Origin of the sequence: Burkholderia sp. SRS-W-2-2016, from assembly GCF_001931485.1 — a bacterium.
In the GTDB taxonomy this organism is placed as follows: domain Bacteria; phylum Pseudomonadota; class Gammaproteobacteria; order Burkholderiales; family Burkholderiaceae; genus Paraburkholderia.
Genome location: NZ_MSDV01000071.1, coordinates 109,939 through 127,840, shown reverse-complemented (window position 1 = coordinate 127,840; position 17,902 = coordinate 109,939). Strand labels below are relative to the sequence as shown.

Below are 17,902 nucleotides of genomic sequence, written 5' to 3'. Positions count from 1 at the left end.
GGTTTCAACCCGGCGAGCCCATACCCGACTGCTGATAGTTTTCGAGGCCGACCTTGTCGATCAGGCCGAGCTGGGTTTCGAGCCAGTCGATGTGATCCTCGGTCGCGTCGAGAATTTCGACGAAGATTTCCCGCGAGATGAAGTCCCGCACGGATTCGCAATATGCGATGGCTTCCTTGCACTGCGCCTGCGCGGTCCGTTCGAGCTTCAGATCGCATTCGAGGACCTCGTGGGTGTTTTCGCCGATCAGCAGCTTGCTCAGGTCCTGCAGATTCGGCAGCCCGTCGAGCATGAAAATCCGCTCGATCAGCATGTCCGCGTGCTTCATCTCCTCGATCGATTCGTCGTACTCATGTTTGCCGAGTCCTTCGAGCCCCCAATGTTTATAGAGCCGCGCATGCAAAAAATACTGATTGATCGCGGTCAACTCGTTTTTCAGTTCGGCGTTCAGGTACTCGATAACCTTCGGGTCGGCTTGCATGACGTTCTCCTGGGCTCGGTCCGTGTGTGGCGTCGGGGCAATTAGACAGGATAGACGCTCGACGTCGGCGTGGCGCTAATGAGAAGAATTTCGCTTTCTTCCGGCCTGTATTCGCCGAGCAACGAGCGTGCCGTGCGACGGATCGTTACGGACTCCGGACCATGCGTTGGTGCGATGCGGAAGAAGCCGGCGCGCTCGCGCAAAAGAGAAGGGGCGCGGCCACCGGTTCCATCGCTGGACCGGCAGCCGCGCCCCCTGTCTGCTACATCTGCTACGTCGGTTGGATCACTCGCCGGCAGCGCGGATTTTGCTCACCGTCGCCGCGCTGACCGCGCTGCCCCGGTTGCCCCACGAACTACGGATGAAGGTCACCACGTCGGCCACCTGCTGGTCGGTCAGACGCGACGCGAAATCCGGCATCGTAAAGACGGTCGGCGCGCCCTTGGTGGCAGGCATCGACGAACCGCGCAGCACGATGTGGATCAGCGAAGCCGGGTTCTGCGCATTGACCGTCGAGCTGAGCGCGAGCGTCGGGAACACGCCCGCATAGCCCTTGCCGTCGCTGCGATGGCAGGCCGCGCAGTTGTTGAGGAATTCCAGCGCGCCAGGCGTGGTGGTCTGTCCCGCGTGCAGCTGCTTCGCGGCGGTCGCGTCGTAGACCGGCGCGGGCGCGCCGGGCGTGGCCGGCTTCAGCGACAGCAGATAGACCGCGATCGCGTTCAGGTCCACATCGCTCATGTGCTGCGTGCTGTTGACGACCACGTCGTGCATCCCGCCGAACGCGGCCGAATGATCGTTGCGGCCGGTCTGCAGGAACGTGACGATGTCCTGCTGACTCCAGCGACCCAGACCGTCGCCGAGATCGGAGCGCAGGTTGTTCGCGAACCAGTGCTCGACCTCGCCGCCGCCGAGGAAAGTGGCGGCCTTGCTGTCGGTCAGCGCCGTTTCCTGCAACGCCATCCCGCGCGCGGTGTGGCATGCGCCGCAATGGCCGAGGCCTTCGACCAGATAGCGGCCGCGCGCGAGCATCGCCGCATCCGCGGCGGCGCCGCTGGCGCCCGCGGTGACGGTGGGCGCGGCGCTTTCGGTGGTCACCGCCGGCGCGAACGTCTGACGCCACAGCCCGAGCGGCCAGCGCATCGACAGCGGCCAGCGGATGTCGCTCGCGCGCGCCGGCTGATGTACGGGCGCGACGCCATGCATGAAGAACGCGTACAGCGCCTTCACGTCGTCGGGCGCGACGCGCGCATACGACGGATACGGCATCGCCGGATACAGCGTGTAGCCGCGCTTCGAGATGCCTTGCCGCAATGCGCGGTCGAAGTCTTCGAGGCTATAGCCGCCGATGCCGGTCTCCTTGTCCGGCGTGATGTTGGTCGAATAGATCGCGCCGATCGGCGTCTGCAAGCGCAGGCCGCCCGCGAATGGTTTGCCGTCCTTAGCGGTATGGCAGGCCACGCAGTCGGCCACGCGCGCGAGATACGCGCCGTGCCCGATCAGCGCCGCGTCGGCGGAAGACGGCGCCGGGGCCGCGGTAGCAGGCGGGGCGGCCAGCGCGGCCGGAGCGGGGAAAGTGACGTACAGCGAAGCCGCCAGCGCGCACGCTACGGCGTAACGAATTGTTCTCATGGTTGTCACGCCTGAATCATCGGACCGGGGTTCTTCAGATACTGCTCGCGGATCGCATTCGCGGCCCAGTAACTGAGCGCGCCGACGAGGCCGGTCGGGTTGTAGCCGAAGTTCTGCGGGAACGCCGATGCGCCCAGCACGAACAGGTTGTGCACATCCCAGTTCTGCAGGTACTTGTTGACGACGCTCGTTTTCGGGTCGCTGCCCATCACCGCGCCACCGGTCGTGTGAGTACTTTGATAGACCCGCGTATCGAAGTGCGAGCCCGACTTCTTCACGTTGGTGTCGATCTCGTTGGTCAGCACGCGCGCGACGTTGTACGCCTGGCCGACCGTGTACCGGGTCATCTTGAACTCGTTCTCGTGCCAGTCGAACGTCACGCGCAGCAACGGCTGGCCGTACACGTCGCGATAGTTCGGATCGAGGCTCAGGTAGTTGTCGCGGTAGGACATCACCGAACCCTGCGCGACGATCGTCATCATCCGCTGGTAGTCGGCCTGCACGTCGGCCTTCCATTCGCTGCCCCACTTCTTGCCCGTATGGCGCTCGGCGGTCTGGCCGATCGGCCGGCCGCCGGTGCGGTTGTGCCGCACGTTCGCGCCGCCGATGAAGCCGAGCGGACCGTGATCGAAGTTATCGCCGTTGAAGTCGTCGATCGCCTGACCGCCGGCGCCCGCGCCGATGAACGGATTGAGCTGCGTGCCCCTGGCGAGGAACGCGTTGACGCCGCCGTTCATCTGGTACGCGAAATTGCGCCCGACCACGCCTTCGCCGCTGACCGGGTCGTACGGCTGGCTGATGCCCGACAGCAGCAACAGCCGCACGTTGTGCATCTGGAACGCGCTCAGCACGACGATGTCGGCCGGCTGTTCGACTTCGCGGCCCTCGGCGTCGATATAGGTGACGCCGGTGGCGAGCTTGCCGCTCGCATCGCGATTCACGCGGATCACCTGGCAGCGGGTGCGCAACTCGAAGTGCTTCGAGCCGATGAGCACCGGATGAATCGTGGTTTGCGGCGACGCCTTCGAATACATATAGCAGCCGAAGTCTTCGCAGAAGCCGCAGAAATTGCATGGCCCGAGGCGCACGCCGTACGGATTCGTGTAGGGGGCCGAAGCATTCGCGGCGGGAATCGGAAACGGCTCGTGACCGAGCTCGCGCGCCGCCTTCGCGAACAGTTGCGCGCCGTACACGTCCTGCAGCGGCGGCAGCGGATATTCCTTGCTGCGCCACGGCTCGAAGCGGTTGCCGCCCGGCGACGGCTTGCCGTTCAGATTGCCGGCCTTGCCCGAGATGCCGGCGACTTCCTCGAAGCGGGTGAAGAACGGTTCGAGTTCGTCATAAGTGACGCCGAAGTCCTGGATCGTCATGCCTTCCGGAATGAACGCCTTGCCGTAGCGCTGTTCGTAGTGGCTGCGCAATTGCAGGTCCGACACCTGCGGGCGCCACGTCAGCCCGTTCCAGTGAAAGCCCGCGCCGCCGACGCCGTTGCCGAGCAGCATCGCGCCATGCTGGCGGTACGGCACCGCGAAGCCGTCCTGCGAATGACGGAACGTCAGCGTTTCCTTCGAGAGATCCTGATAGAGCTTGCCGCGGATCGCGAACGACAGTTCGTCGGCCACGTTCGGAAAGCGCGCGGTGGTCGCGGTGGTCTGCATGTCTCCGCGTTCCAGCGCGAGCACGTTCAGGCCCGCGTCGGTCAGCTCCTTCGCCATGATCGCGCCGGTCCAGCCGAAGCCGACCATCACCGCATCGACCTTGTCTTTTTTAATCGCCATGGTTATGCCTGCTCCCCGAGAATCGACACCGGACCCAACGGGTACTTGACGCCGGGCTGTTCGATCCAGTCCATGAAATCGGCGCGCGCGCCAGGAAAGCCGATCATCTTCCAGCCCACCATGTTCTTGTTGCCGCCGTACATCGGGTCGGCCCAGTAGCCTTCCTTGGTGTTCTTCAGCAGCGTGCTGAAGAACAGCTTGGCCGGCACCGCGTCGAGTGCGAGCTTGCCGGCTTCGAGCTGTTCGAGCACCTGCACGCGGGTCTCGCGCGGCAACGCGGCGAACAGCTTGCCGTACTGCTGCTTGCAGTGCGCGTCGCAGGCTTCGATGCCGCGGCGATACACGTCGCGCGGCACGAGCCGCGACTGATAGCCGAGTTCGGGCGGCGCTTCGGGGTGAAACGGCCCTTGCATGTACCACAGCTTGCCGTGACCGAACGGCATCTCCATCTGCCGGTCGATGTACTCGGGCACGCCCGCTTCGAGCGCGCCCGCGCCGGTTGCGTCGGCGGGAATCAGTTCGTCGACGGCCGCGTGCAGGAAGTCCCATTCGGCCGGCCGGAAGAACTTGGGCTGATAGATGTCGCGCTGCGCTTCATGGGCCGTTTGCGGGGCGTTCGACGTGCTGGAGTCGGTGCAGCCGGTCTGCGTGAGCACCGCGGGCGCCAGCGTGGAGGCCGGCAGAATCGCTATGACCTGACGCAGAAATTTTCTGCGCGGCTGATCGTCGTTTTCGTTCTTTTCTTTCATATGCGGGGATAGGCGAGAGGGACGAATTGTTAATTGAATTGCGGGCCGACGGCAAAGCCGGCGTTATCCGCTTTGGCTGCGCATTAGCGGCGCTGTTTCAAACGGCGGGTTTAATGCGTGAAATTGCCGCCCCGTCTTGACAGTTTGCCGTTTTAAATATTTATCAAGTCGGGGTATGCGCCCGCCATTATCTAAACAGGATGGCGCATTGATTGAGACGCTGGTTCGATTGCTCGATTTCGCTGCGAATCGTGCAATTTAAACATGGGACTTAATTGCGTATTGCATTGAGAGATACCAGCGCGACTACCTGTTTCTGCGCCGGCAGCGGCGCCCGGCAACGCCAAGGCCGTATCCGAAATATCGGCCATGCCGATATATGTGTTCATTTCGGCGTGTTCACGCCGATTTAAATATCGTGGTTGTAAGCAAATTGAATGGTTATGCGGAATCTATTGCAATACAAGGGCGCGCTTGACAGCGTCGCGGCATTATTGCTTTTTTGTGACTGCGCTGTCATTCTCTAAATCGCAAAAGTTAATTTCTCGTATTAAAATCCACGATAGCAAAAAAGTAAAGAAATTCGCTTGCCGGATGCGCGAATGGCCGCGCAAAACCCGTGGAGGATTTTGCGCGGCCATTCGATTGGATCTAGGTTTGGCGGCCACGGCTTCGCGTGGCCGCCGGCAATTTCCTACGAGAATCAGGACGCCTGTTCTTCTTCGCCGGCATTGCGCGACGCGCACCAGCGCCACGACGCCTTCGGCGCGGCAACGGGCGCCACGACTTCGCGCCACCAGCGCTCGCCGCGATGCACCGCGGTCAGATCGAGCCGCTCGCCCATGCGCGGCGTCGACAGTGCGACACCGCGAGTAAGCGCGAGCGCGCTCACGCGTTCGAACGGTTCCTGCCAGCGATGCATCGCGAGGTCGAAGGTGCCGTTGTGAATCGGCACGAGCCAGCGGCCGCGCAAGTCCAGATGCGCCTGCACGGTTTCTTCGGGCTGCATATGAACGTACGGCCACATCGCGTCATATGCGCCGGTTTCGATTAGCGTGACGTCGAACGGACCGAGCCGCTCGCCGATGGTCCGAAAACCGTCGAAGTAACCGGTGTCGCCGCTGAAGAACACCCGCAGATCGTCGTCGACGATCACCCACGACGCCCACAGCGTACGGTTGCCGTCGAACAGGCTGCGACCGGAGAAGTGCTGCGCGGGCGTCGCGGTGAAGCGGATGCCGTCGACCTCGGTGCCTTGCCACCAGTCGAATTGCCGGACCCTGGCCGCGTCGATGCCCCATTCGATCAGCCGGTCGCCGACGCCGAGCGGCGTCAGAAACACTTCGGTGTGCTGCGCAAGCGCGAGCACTGTGTCGCGATCGAGGTGGTCGTAATGATCGTGCGACAGGATCACGCCGCGCAGCGGCGGCAGCTCGGCGAGCGCGATCGGCGGCGCGTGAAAGCGCTTCGGACCGAGATGGCGAAACGGCGACGCGCGCTCGGCGAATACCGGGTCGGTCAGCCAGAACTGGCCGCGCAGCTTCAGCAGCAGCGTCGAATGACCGAGCCGGTAGAGACTGCGGTCGGGCGCCGCATCGAGTTGCGCGCGCGTCAGCGGGGTGACCGGCAACGCGTCGGCCGGCACGGTGCCGCGCGGCTTGTTGAACAGCACGGTCCACGCGAGGCCGAGCGTTTTGCGCAGACCTTCGACCGGGCGCGGCTTGACGTTGCGAAAGCGTTCGCCGTCGTGCTGCGGCGAGCGGTTGAACAGCGCGCGGCTGCGTTGCGCGGCGGTCACGCCGAGCATGCGGCGCACGAAAACGGGGAGCGATGTCATGAGGTGAGCATCCGGAAAATGTACACTTGCCAGTGTAGTTTATTTTCAAGATAAGTAAACTGGCCAGTGTAAAATCCGTCGATGGAACCCAGTACACCTCAACGTCTGACCGACCGGAAGCGGGTGGCGATCATCACCGCCGCGATCGAGGAATTTCTCGCGGCCGGTTACGACGCCACCAGCATGGACCGTATCGCCGCCCGCGCGAACGCGTCGAAACGCACGGTCTACAACCATTTCCCGAGCAAGGACGCGCTGTTCGCGGCGATTCTTCATCAGCTGTGGGATGCGAGCCATGACGGCGACGCGCCCGCTTATCGGGCCGGCCAGCCGCTGCGCGCGCAACTGCTCGATCTGGTGGAGCGCAAGCTGCGCCTGCTCAACGACGACTCTTTCCTCGCGCTGGCCCGCGTCGCGATCGCGGCCGGCTTGCATGCGCCGGAACGGGCGCGGGACATGGTCGCGCGAATGGGCGAGCGTGAGGAAGATTTGACCGCATGGGTGCGGGCGGCGGCCGCGGACGGGCGGATCAGGACCGACGATCCGGTGTTCGCGGCGATGCAATTGCAGGGGCTCGTCAAGGCGTCCGCGTTCTGGCCGCAGGTGGCGATGGGGCAGCCGCTGCTCGACGCGAGCGAGCAGAAGCGGGTCGCGCAAGCGGCCGTGGATATGTTCCTCGCGCGCTACGCGTAAGCGGGTTTTAGCGGGTTTGAGCCGGCCGTCCACGCCGCGCGTCGCGTATCATCTCAAAAATTCTCGGCATTTGCCGTTATCTCATGCTTGATCTGCAACCTGCTTCCCGTTGTGCCGGGGACGCGCTTTGGCGTCAGTGATGAAAGTCGATTTAGCCACCCTTTACTTCCTCGTGATCGGAACGCTGCTGGCCAGTTCCGCGATGTTGTATTGGGAACACCTGTCTCATCCGAAGCGTGCGCGCGAACTGCGCATGCTGGCGATCGGCTACGCGACGCTGGGAACGGGCTGCGCGCTCGCCGCATTTCGCAGTGCGCTGCTGGGCGCCGCCGGCCCCGCGGTGAGCAATCTGGTGATTCTGTCCGGCTATCTGCTGGTGCTGCATGGGGTTGCGATGTTCAACGGCCGGCAGTATCGGGCCGGCTCGATTGCGCTATTGCTGTTGATGGCGGTGATCTGGACGCTAGGCGGCACGCGTTGGCCGGCCGCGGTGTGGATGTATGTGAGCGCGCTGCCGATCGGGCTGGCTTCCGCGCTGACGGCCGTCGAGTTGCTGCGCGGCGATCGTCTGCCGGCGGGGCAATCGCGCCGCGTCGCGGTGGCGGTCGCGGGTCTGCACGCGCTGATTTACGTGCTTCGGGCGCTCGTGCTGCCGTGGCTGGTCGCGCGGTTCGGGCTGCACGTGCTGGCGGTGTCCAGCCAGATCACGATGTACGAAGGGGTGCTGTACTCGGTCATTCTGCCGATGACGTTGCTGCGGCTCACCCGCGAAGAAATTCACGCCGAGTTGCTGAAGGAATCGCGCACGGATTATCTGACGCGCCTCGGCAACCGGAAGCTGTTTTTCGAAGAGGGCGAGCGGGTTATTCGTGACTACGAAACAGCTCGACGACCGGTGTCGCTGCTCGCGTTCGACCTCGATCACTTCAAGCGGATCAACGACCGCCATGGCCACAAGACCGGCGACGAAGTCTTGCAGTCGTTCGCGGCGACCGTGCGCAGCGTGACCGGCGCGGACGCGATTCTGGCGCGCATCGGCGGCGAAGAATTTGCCGCGCTGCTGCCGGGCTACGACAGCGCGCGTGCGAAAGCGCTCGGCGAAACCGTCGCGTACCGGTTCGCGACGATGTCCCATCGCGTGGACGGCGAGCCGATTCGCGCGACCGTCAGTATCGGTCTCGCCGAGACGAGCGATACGACGACGTCACTGACCGAGTTGCTGTCGGCCGCCGATCGCGCGTTGTACCGCGCCAAGTCGCTCGGCGGCAACCGGCTCGAACAGACGCCGGGCACCGCGCTGCCCGCGACAAGCTGCTCCTCCAACTGAAAGCGGCCTGATCGCTTGCGCACGGCCTTCGCGCGGACAGGCCAAACAGCTTGCCTTTATTCAGGCGAATGCGCGTGATCTCAGGGTTTCGCGAACGCCGTTCGGCCCCCCTGTGAGATCGTTTTCCGGAGCCCGGATGGGCCGGAAATTTCTATACTTCCTCTAGCGCGCGTGAACAGGCCCCGGCGCACGCCCGGCACGAACAGCCCGTACGATCGAACGACTTCGCGGCAACGAAACGAAAGATTCGAAGCGAAAACGCGGCATCGAAGTGGGCGCGCAGGTGGAGATTTGATGACGGTTCGCTATTCGACAGGAGATAACCCATGTGCCGTTGGCTCGCTTATTCCGGCAAACCGCTGCAACTCGAAACGGTGCTGTTCAATGCGAAGCACTCGCTGATCGATCAGAGCCTGCATTCGCGGCTCGGCCACACGACCACCAACGGCGACGGTTTCGGGATCGGCTGGTACGGACATCCGACCGACATTCCGTTTCGCTATCGCTGCATCCAGCCGGCGTGGAGCGATCGCAATCTGCGCGAAGCCGCGCGCGCGATCCATGCGCCGCTGTTCGTCGCGCACATCCGCGCGGCCACCGATACGCCGTCGCAGGAAACCAACTGTCATCCGTTTCGTCATGGGCGCTGGCTGTTCGCGCATAACGGCCTCGTGCGCAACTATCCGGCGTTGCGCCGCGATCTGATGGTCGCAATCGCGCCGGAACTGTTTCCGTCGATCGAAGGATCGACCGATTCCGAAGTACTGTTCTTTCTCGCGCTGACGTTCGGGCTCGAGTTGGCGCCGGTCACCGCGCTCAAACGGATGGTGGGCTTCGTCGAGGAAACCGGCCGGCGCCACGGCGTCGAGCAGCCGCTGAACATGACCGTCTGCGCAACCGACGGCGAGCAGATCGTCGCGGTGCGTTATTCGAGCGAACGGCAATCGCGCTCGCTGTTTCACAACACGTCGTTCCGTCATCTGCACGAGTTGTATCCCGACGATCCGCGCATTGCGATGGCCGGGCAGGATGCGTTTCTGGTGTTGTCGGAACCGCTCGCGGATTTGCCGGGATGGTGGCAGGAGATTCCGGAGAGCACGGTGGTGGTCGCGCGCGATGGAGAGATCGAGCGGTTCGCGTTCGAGCCGGAGTTGGGGTGAGTGGGAAATAAAACGAGGGGCGGCGCGTAACCATCGCGCCGCCCCTCGTGGTTGCCTGGGGTTTAGAGACCCTTCGCCTTCGCCGCGGCCAGCGTCTGCTGGATCCACGCCATCGCTTCCGGCACGTCGTAGTTACCGGCGTGCGGCTGATCCCACGCGAGGTGATAGTTCAGGTCGGTGACCTTGCTATCGGCCTTCAACGCGCGGCTCAGGTTCATCGACACCGTCACCGACGTATCGCGATCGCGGGTGCCCACGCGGATGTACCAGTACGGCGCGGTCGTGCTGTCCGTGCCGATGTAGGCCATCGGGTTGATCAGCTTCGTCTGGGTCAGCAGCGCCTGACGGCTCGGGTAGTCGGCCCACGCATAACCGGTGTCGTCCTTGCCGACGCCGTCGCCGGCGGTGTCGTTGTTGTTCCAGCCGTACTCGGTGAAGTTCGAGTACTTCTGCGCGCTGGTGCCGAACAGGTTGGTTTCGCCGCCGTTGCCGCCCGCGACGGTCGAGGTCGCGATGGTGAGGCCGGTCTGGTCGAACGCCGGCGTCGGCTTCAGCTTGCTTTGGGTCGCGAGGAATTTCAGGTACTTCTGGATGTCGAGCGACAGTACCGTTTTGCTCGCGCTGTCCACGCTGATCCAGTCGTTGGTATAACTGAATGACGACGATCCGCTCGGACCGTTCGACGTATAGGTCGCGGTCGCGCCGAGCGCCGGGATCGTGCCGCCGGCCGCCATATACGTTTCAGCCGAGCGGATCAGTTCGTCCTGAACGTTGGCCAGCATCGTGCTCGCGGTCAGCGCAGTGCCGTCGTAGTTCTTCAGACCCAGGCTGTTCTGGTACGTGACGAACGCGTTCATCAGGCTCGCGCTGCCGGTGGGGTTCGTATTGCTGCCGGCCACGCCCGGATAGGTTCCGCTCGTCGCATCGACCGCGGCGCGCGTGCCGAGTACGTTGAACAGCCACTCGTAATGCAGGTCCGCGTTGCCCAGGTCGGTGATCGGGCAGTACGCGTTGATTGCGAGAACGTCGTCGTGCAGCGTGCTCTTGCCGTCCTTGTCGATGCCGGCCGCGCCGATCTCGGCGAGATACGGATAGTAGTCGGCGCTATTGCCGGAGGCGCCGAGGATCGACGACAGCGCGCCGCCGCCGCTGGTGCCGTTCACGACGATATGGTTGGCGTTGCCGGGCATCGCCGCATCGTTCAGGCGCAGATAGCGCACTGCCGCTTTCGCATCGACGACCGCCGCCGGCGCCTTGCCCGGATAGCTGCCGTCGGCCGCGGTGATCCCGCGGCTGCGCGACGCGACATCGATATACACGTAGCCGGCCTTCAGCGCGGCGCCGACATTGCTGGTGCTGCTGTTGAACGTCGCGCCGTCCGCGACGCTGGCCGTCACGTAGCTGGCCATCCAGCCGGCGTTGTTGACGGCGAAGTAGATCGCGGTGTCCTGGTCGTTGGCGGCGCTTTCGGGCACGAAGATATTCATGCTCTGATAGCCGCACTTCGTATTGCTAATGGTCGTCGTGCCTCGCAGACCGCTCTGCGTGCCGGCCATTTCGATCGGCTTGCCGACGTAGCAGACTTCCTTGTACCAGCGCACCGGCGTTTGTACGCCGTCGATCGTCACGTTGATCGTCGTGTAGCCGTCTTTATTGAAAGCCAGCGCGCTGTCGTACACGCCGGTGGCGGCCGCGGTGGCCGCGGGTGTAGTGGTGGTGGCGGCGGTGTCCGAGTGGTCCGAGCCGCAGGCGGCCAGCGACATCAGCAAGCCGGTGCCGAGCATAGTGCGAAGGCGAAGCATCTGTAAGGTGTCTCCAAGGTTATGTTTTTCGTCCCGCGGGCCAGACGGGCGGAGTGTGTCGCCTGAGGTGTTTCCCACAGGAGCGCATCGGTTTCGACACAGGGAGAACGTTACAGTCGTTTGACCAATCCCTAACATGCTTTGTACTTATTGGAAGTTGCCTTTTATTTATGGGTAGGCTTTCCGCAAGCGGGCACCGGCGTCGTGATCGATGTCAGAACTTGTGCACCAGCCCGACCCCGATGCCGCGCGTATCGGTGCCGGGTGTGACCGCAAGGCCCGCATACGCGGTACCGGAAAGCGTGTAACTGGCCTGATTGCGGTTCTGGATGAAACCGGCCGCCGTATAAAGCTCGGTCGATTTGGACAGCGAGTACTCGAACAGCAGCCCCAGTTGCTGCGCGTTATTACCGTGGCCGGTGCGGTCGTGCACGTATCCGTACATCAGCGAAAGTAGCGCGAATGGGTCGAACTGATAGGAGTCCGAGATCTGGTAGACGTCGTGTTGCATGTACTTCGGCGTCCGGGTCAGATTCTCCGTGTGGTAAGCGAGCCAGACGCGATTCGCACCGAATGCATACGAAGCGCCCGCATTGAATACGCTCAGTACCGCGCCGGAACCCGCGGCCGCACCGCCCGCGAGGTTATAGCTGCCGCCCGCGCCGATGGCCGGTTCGTCTCCTCGTTCGTAGCCAGCCGCGACGTTCAACGGTCCATTGAGGTACTGCACGACCGCGTTGTAGAACCCGATGCCGTTGCCGCCGCCCGTCGAGGAGTCGCGTAGTGCGATCATGAACTTCGCATTGAGCCCGCCAAACGTGGGCGTGTAGTACGAAATGCCGTTGTTCGCACGGATGATCAGCGCGTTGAAGTTATTCATCGGCGAAGCAATGCTCTTCACCCACGACGGATCCATTGCCGCCTGCAGAACATCGTATTGCGGCGAGTTTTGCAGGCCGAAGCGCATCTCGCCGAAACCGCCGGACAGACCGACGAATGCCAGCCGGTTAAAAGCCTTGGTCGGATCGGTCGCCGCGCCCGTCTGACCGGAAAAAGCCTGCTCCAACTGGAAATTCACGTGCAGACCGTTGCCGATATCCTCGGAGCCCCGCAGGCCGTAGCGGGTCGAGAAAAGCCCGCCGGGTACTGCCCGGAACGCCGAGTTGTTGCTGCCCGCACTCTGATAGACGAAGCCGTTGTCGAGCACGCCATAGAGCGTGACGCTCGATTGCGCGAATGCGGACGAAGCGAACGAGCAGCACAGAATGACGCCCGATGCGAGAGCGATGTACCTCTTCATGCAATATCTCCGTTGTTATATATGCCCCCGGGAATGTCGTTTTGCTTTTATTGGTGTTTTAGTTGGCAGAGCTAATGTACGTGTCGCACCGTGGCGCGATTGCGGTGAAGCAGGTATCGAACGGCAGGCGCAAAGGTTAATCGCGCGGCCGGCGCTGGGTCCATGCAAAAAACTTAGATTGGGTGGCATTTTTTTACATGCGATGCGGCCGGGTAAACCAGCACACTCGCCATCGCAAGCCCGTCAGCCTGATAATCGAACTCGCGACGCAAGCGTCGATCACGGCTCTCGAACACCCAATGAAAACCACCAGAACTTCCCCGGACCCGATTGCCCAGGTTCGCGCCGGCAGCGCGGCCGAAGTGCTCGCGGTCTTTCTGAAACTCGGCCTGACTTCGTTCGGCGGGCCGATCGCGCACCTCGGGTACTTCCGCCGCGAATTCGTCGATCGGCGCGGCTGGCTCGACGACGCGACCTTCACCGATCTGGTCGGCTTGTGCCAATTCCTGCCGGGGCCGGCCAGCAGCCAGGTCGGCTTTTCTATCGGTGTACTCAGGGCCGGGTGGCTCGGCGGGCTCGCCGCGTGGTGCGGCTTCACGTTGCCGTCGGTGCTGCTGCTGATCGCATTCGCGGCGATCGCGCCGGACCTGGGCGGCCGTGCGGGGAGCGGCCTGATTCACGGGCTGAAGCTCGTCGCGGTCGCGGTTGTCGCGCAGGCGGTCTGGGACATGGCGCGGCGTCTGTGCCCGGATCGGCGCCGCGCGGCGATCGCCATCGTCGCGCTCGTGCTGCTCGGTGTGCTGACGACGGTCTACGCGCAACTGATCGTGATCGTCGTGGGCGCGGCGTTGGGCTGGCTGTTGTGCCGCGCGACCGCCACCAACGCCAACGCCAACGCCAACGCCAACGCCAACGCCAACGCCAACGCCAACGCCAACGCCAACGCCAACGCCAACGCCAACGCCAACGCCAACGCCAACGCCGTCGCGCCGCCGGCCGGCGAGCGGCAATACGCGAATCAATTCCGGGTGTCCCGCCGGACCGGCGCCATCGCGCTGACGCTTTTCTGCGTGCTGCTGTTCGGCTTGCCGCTGCTGACGCGCTTCGGCGCCGCGCATGCGCTCAGCGTATTCGACGGCTTCTATCGATCCGGCGCGCTGGTGTTCGGCGGCGGTCACGTGGTGCTGCCGCTATTGCAGCAGCACACGGTCGCGACCGGTTGGGTCACGTCGAACGATTTTCTCGCCGGTTATGGCGCGGCGCAGGCGGTGCCGGGGCCGTTGTTCACGTTCGCCGCGTTTCTCGGCTGGAGCATGACCGTTGCGCCGAATCATTGGGCCGGTGCGTTGCTGGCGACGCTCGGCATCTTTCTGCCGGGCTTGTTGCTGGTGCTGGCCGCGCTGCCGTACTGGCAGGCGCTGCGCGCGCATCCGTCGATGGCGGCGCTGCTCGGCGGCGTGAACGCGGCCGTGGTCGGACTGCTGGCGATGGCGCTGTACTCGCCCGTGTGGACCAGCGCAGTACATTCGGGAATCGATTTCGCGGTTGCGACGACAGGCTTCCTGCTGCTGACGCGCTGGAAAATTCCGCCGCTGGCGATCGTCGTGTTGTGCGCGCTGGCGGGTGTCGGGCAAGCGTTTCTCGGGTAATCCGCCGCATCGCACAATCGCGGCGGCCTGCATTACGCTGTGGATTTTTTCCCCGCCAATTGCCCTAGGACAATTATTTTTCGCCCCCTTTTGGCCTCACTATGGAGACGGTGGAGACGCCGCGGCCGCCTGCCAGGCCGCCGTCCGACCCAAACGATAGCCAGCAAAAAGGAGCAGCGGTGATCGAGCAGTGGCGCGAAGCCGTGCGCGCGGTGCACGGCGTGGAATCGAAATACAAGCGATTGGTCAAGGCTATCGCCGGCGACATCGAGAGCGCCGCGCTGCCGCCCGGCGCGCGTTTGCCGCCGCAGCGCGACGTTGCCGCGGAGCTGGCGATCAGCGTGCAAACGGTGACCAACGCATACAAGGAACTGGAGCGGCAAGGGCTGATCCGCTGCGAGGTCGGGCGCGGCAGCTTCGTCGCCGCGCGCGTGACCGAAACGATGTCGAGCTACATGCTCGATACGGCCGAGCGCTCGGTGGTCGATTTTTCGATCGCGCGCATCATCCACACGTCCGAGCACGACGCGATGTGGCGCAAGGTCTGCGCGACGCTGTCCACGCTCGACGATCAGCCGTGGATTCGCGCGTTCCGTCCGATTGCCGGCTTCGAGCATCATCGCCAGGCGGGCGTTGCGTGGCTCGCGTCGCTCGGCATGCCCGCTTCCGCCGATACTTTGCTCGTCACCAATGGCGCGGCGCACGGCATCTTTCTCGCGCTCGCTTCTCTGGTCGGCCCGGGCGACACGGTGCTGTGCGAGAGCCTCACCGATCACGGCGTAATCGGCTCGGCGAACGTACTCGGCTTCACGCTGAAAGGCCTCGAAATCGACGAGTACGGAATTCACCCGGAACACTTCGAGGAGATGTGCGACAGCGAGCGGATCTCCGCGCTCGTCTGCACGCCGACGCTGAACAATCCGACCGTCGCGTTGATGCCGGAGTCGCGGCGCCGCGCGATTGCGAAAATCGCCGAGCGCTACGGCGTGTACATCATCGAGGACGACGTCTATGGACCGTTGCCCGCGAAACATTCGACGCCGATCTCGAGCCTGATTCCCGATCTTTCGTTCTACTGCACGAGTATGACGAAGTCGGTGATGGCTGGACTGCGCATCGGCTATCTGACCACGCCGCGCCGGCTCGCGCTGCGCGCCGAAAGCGTGTTGCGCGTGAGCAGCTGGATGGCGACGCCGCCGATGGCCGAGGTCGCGACGCGCTGGATCGTCGACGGCACTGCCGCGCGGCTGGTCGAGATCCAGCGCGAGCGGCTGGGCCGCCGCCAGGCGCAATTGCGGCAGACGCTCGGCAAGTATGTACTCGGCGCGCACCCGCAGGCGTTGTCGGCATGGTTGCGGGTGCCCGACCATTGGCGCACCGACCGGCTGGTACGCGAGTTGCGCAATCGCGACATCGCGGTCACGTCGCCCGATCCGTTTCTGGTGCGCGACGCGGACCGTCCCAACGCGGTGCGCGTGTGCGTCGGCGCGGAAGTCGGCGAGGATACCTATAAGGCCGCGCTCGAAACGATGCTCGACGTGTTCGAGCAATATCCGCAGGTGCACGATTTCACCTGAAGCCGCGCCTCGCGATCCGGTTTGCCAGGCGCGTCGACGCGAGCGGCAAGCTTCGCTAATTGAGGTTGCCAGCAGGTGCGCATCGTGACGATAATCTGAACCGCGTGGCGCAATAACACCTGCCCGGCCGCCCGGTTCTTCCCGGCGCCGCAACTTCACCAGCAAGAGGTCCGCGAGATGGACAGGCCTGCAAGCGACAAGCTCGACGGCGGCGGCAACCGTGCAACGCGCTCATTGCGGTCGCGGCCCGCGGCGATACTGCTCGTGATTGCCGGCGTGTTCTGCGTGCTGGCTCCATTCATTCCGCAGATCGACGGTCCGCCTTTTATCGGCCGCATTCTGATTTTCTGCGGCTTCGTGCATGCCTATCGGCTCTCTTCGGCGCGCAGTGTCTCCGCACTGCTGAAAGGGGCCGCGCCGGTCGTGATCGCGATTCTGATCGGTACGCTGATTCTGTTGAACGACGGCCCTCACGCGCGCAGCCTCGCCGTGATGCTGATGATATTTTTCGTACTTGACGGCTACTTCAAAATCGTCGCGTCGGTTGGCGGCGCGCCAATCATCCGCAATGGCATCCCTCTTTTCCGTGCGGGATTATCGTTTTTCTTCGCGATATTTCTCGCCGCCACTTTTCCCGGCACGCCGATATGGCTGCTCGAAGTCTTTCTGGGAGTGGATTTGATTTCGATGGGCGTGACGCTTTTCCCACGAGTTTCCGCAGCGCGCCATGAGCTGGATGCCGGCGCATAATCGGGCATCACAGGTCGCGCTTTAGTTAACAAAATCCGCAACCTTCTCGAACGCTATTGCGGCGTGAAAGTCGTAGTGAGATTTTTATTGCAATAGTGGTTTGACGTCCTAATGAAACTCACCTAAAAATAATCTGCATATTACGACGGCAAAGAGAATGATCATGTCAAATGGGGAAGGCGACGCAACTCGCGATTTCGTTTCCACCGGACAGCTTCCGGTGCCTTACGTGGTCGAAAGACTGGTTCATGAAGCGCACGAGCGCTTCCATACCGATACGGACGGCGTGGTCTCCAGCGTCTATCCCGCTCTTGAACGAGTGCGGCCCGATCTGTTCGGCATTTGCCTCGTCGGTATCAATGGGAACGTTTATGCGGCGGGCGACGTCGATTATCCGTTCACCATCATGAGTATTTCGAAGCCATTCGTTTTCGCGCTGGTGTGCCAGGCAATCGGCGCGGCCACGTGTCGTGAACAACTCGGCGTCAATAGCACCGGACTGCCGTTTAATTCACTGAGTGCAATCGAGCGTTCTCCGGACGGCCGCACCAATCCGATGGTCAATTCCGGCGCGATTGCGACCACCAGTCTGGTACCCGGAAATAGCAGCCTGGAGAAATGGGACTTCATTCGTCAGGGACTATCGCGTTTCGCCGGACGCGAGCTGACCGTGAACGAAGAGGTGTACGCGTCGGCGTCGCAAACCAATTTCCGCAATCGCGGCATCGCCAATGTTCTGCATGGCTATGGCCGCCTCGGTTGCGATCCGAAGACCGCGACAGATCTCTATACCCGCCAGTGCTGCCTCGATATCAATGCGCGCGATCTCGCGGTGATGGGCGCCACGCTGGCCGACGGCGGCTTCAATCCGCTGACCGGCGAATGGGTCGTCGATAACGAGGTCTGTCACTACACGCTCGCGGTGATGGTGACCGCGGGCCTGTACGAGACCTCCGGCGACTGGCTGTGCGATATCGGCCTGCCGGGCAAGAGCGGCATCGGCGGCGGCATCGTTACCGTGTCGCCGGGCAAAAGCGGACTGGGAACATTCGCGCCGCGGCTGGACGCGGCCGGCAATAGTGTGAAGGGGCAACTGGCGGCGCGCTTTCTGTCCAGACGCCTCGGTATGGACATGTTTGTTTCGGAACCCTTTCGGGAACACGACTGAAA

General features: G+C 63.3%; 14 protein-coding genes. 7 read left to right on the top strand and 7 right to left on the bottom strand.

From position 1 onward, the window contains the following. Window positions 1-4: 4 nt before the first annotated feature. The 5 genes from bfr to BTH42_RS29605 all read right to left on the bottom strand — a co-directional run bounded on the left by bfr (window position 5) and on the right by BTH42_RS29605 (window position 6,474). The gene (gene bfr, locus BTH42_RS29625; protein WP_075304735.1) at window positions 5-481 is read right to left on the bottom strand and encodes a bacterioferritin; all 477 of its coding nucleotides are present in this window, start codon (window positions 479-481) and stop codon (window positions 5-7) included. 285 nt (window positions 482-766) lie between these two features. After that, window positions 767-2,110 (bottom strand): cytochrome c, encoded by a 1,344-nt coding sequence (locus tag BTH42_RS29620; RefSeq protein ID WP_083654973.1) that lies wholly within the window; start codon window positions 2,108-2,110, stop codon window positions 767-769. A gap of 5 nt (window positions 2,111-2,115) precedes the next feature. Continuing rightward, complete coding sequence (locus BTH42_RS29615; protein ID WP_075304733.1) at window positions 2,116-3,888, bottom strand: GMC family oxidoreductase; 1,773 nt, start codon at window positions 3,886-3,888, stop codon at window positions 2,116-2,118. 2 nt (window positions 3,889-3,890) lie between these two features. Beyond that, entirely contained in the window at window positions 3,891-4,637 is a 747-nt protein-coding gene (locus tag BTH42_RS29610) for a gluconate 2-dehydrogenase subunit 3 family protein (RefSeq protein ID WP_075304732.1), read from the bottom strand. 703 nt (window positions 4,638-5,340) lie between these two features. Next, window positions 5,341-6,474: an MBL fold metallo-hydrolase gene (locus tag BTH42_RS29605; RefSeq protein WP_075304731.1), complete on the bottom strand. Its 1,134-nt coding sequence runs from the start codon at window positions 6,472-6,474 to the stop codon at window positions 5,341-5,343. 81 nt (window positions 6,475-6,555) lie between these two features. Between BTH42_RS29605 and BTH42_RS29600 the strand changes: the two genes are divergently transcribed. The 3 genes from BTH42_RS29600 (at window position 6,556) to BTH42_RS29590 (ending at window position 9,654) form a co-directional block, all read left to right on the top strand. After that, window positions 6,556-7,167: a TetR/AcrR family transcriptional regulator gene (locus BTH42_RS29600; protein WP_075304730.1), complete on the top strand. Its 612-nt coding sequence runs from the start codon at window positions 6,556-6,558 to the stop codon at window positions 7,165-7,167. Window positions 7,168-7,306: 139 nt separating this feature from the next. Beyond that, entirely contained in the window at window positions 7,307-8,494 is a 1,188-nt protein-coding gene (locus tag BTH42_RS29595) for a diguanylate cyclase (RefSeq protein ID WP_075304729.1), read from the top strand. 326 nt (window positions 8,495-8,820) lie between these two features. Then, a complete protein-coding gene (locus BTH42_RS29590; protein ID WP_075304728.1) occupies window positions 8,821-9,654 on the top strand; it encodes a class II glutamine amidotransferase in 834 nt (277 codons plus the stop codon). A 62-nt stretch (window positions 9,655-9,716) separates the two neighbouring features. On the opposite strand, the gene BTH42_RS29585 is transcribed toward BTH42_RS29590, so the two are convergent. Then, a complete protein-coding gene (locus BTH42_RS29585; protein WP_075304727.1) occupies window positions 9,717-11,456 on the bottom strand; it encodes a subtype B tannase in 1,740 nt (579 codons plus the stop codon). A 214-nt stretch (window positions 11,457-11,670) separates the two neighbouring features. Next, entirely contained in the window at window positions 11,671-12,756 is a 1,086-nt protein-coding gene (locus tag BTH42_RS29580) for a porin (protein ID WP_075304726.1), read from the bottom strand. Between the two features lie 299 nt (window positions 12,757-13,055). On the opposite strand from BTH42_RS29580, the gene chrA reads away from it, so the two are divergent. From chrA to glsA, 4 genes are all read left to right on the top strand, one after another. Beyond that, complete coding sequence (gene chrA, locus BTH42_RS29575; RefSeq protein WP_075304725.1) at window positions 13,056-14,405, top strand: chromate efflux transporter; 1,350 nt, start codon at window positions 13,056-13,058, stop codon at window positions 14,403-14,405. Window positions 14,406-14,584: 179 nt separating this feature from the next. Next, window positions 14,585-15,982, top strand: coding sequence for a PLP-dependent aminotransferase family protein (locus tag BTH42_RS29570; protein ID WP_075304724.1), 1,398 nt, complete (start codon window positions 14,585-14,587; stop codon window positions 15,980-15,982). 177 nt (window positions 15,983-16,159) lie between these two features. Further along, a complete protein-coding gene (locus BTH42_RS29565) occupies window positions 16,160-16,732 on the top strand; it encodes a hypothetical protein (protein ID WP_075304723.1) in 573 nt (190 codons plus the stop codon). Between the two features lie 229 nt (window positions 16,733-16,961). Next, window positions 16,962-17,900, top strand: coding sequence for a glutaminase A (gene glsA, locus BTH42_RS29560; RefSeq protein WP_256702389.1), 939 nt, complete (start codon window positions 16,962-16,964; stop codon window positions 17,898-17,900). The last annotated feature ends 2 nt before the right edge of the window (window positions 17,901-17,902 follow it).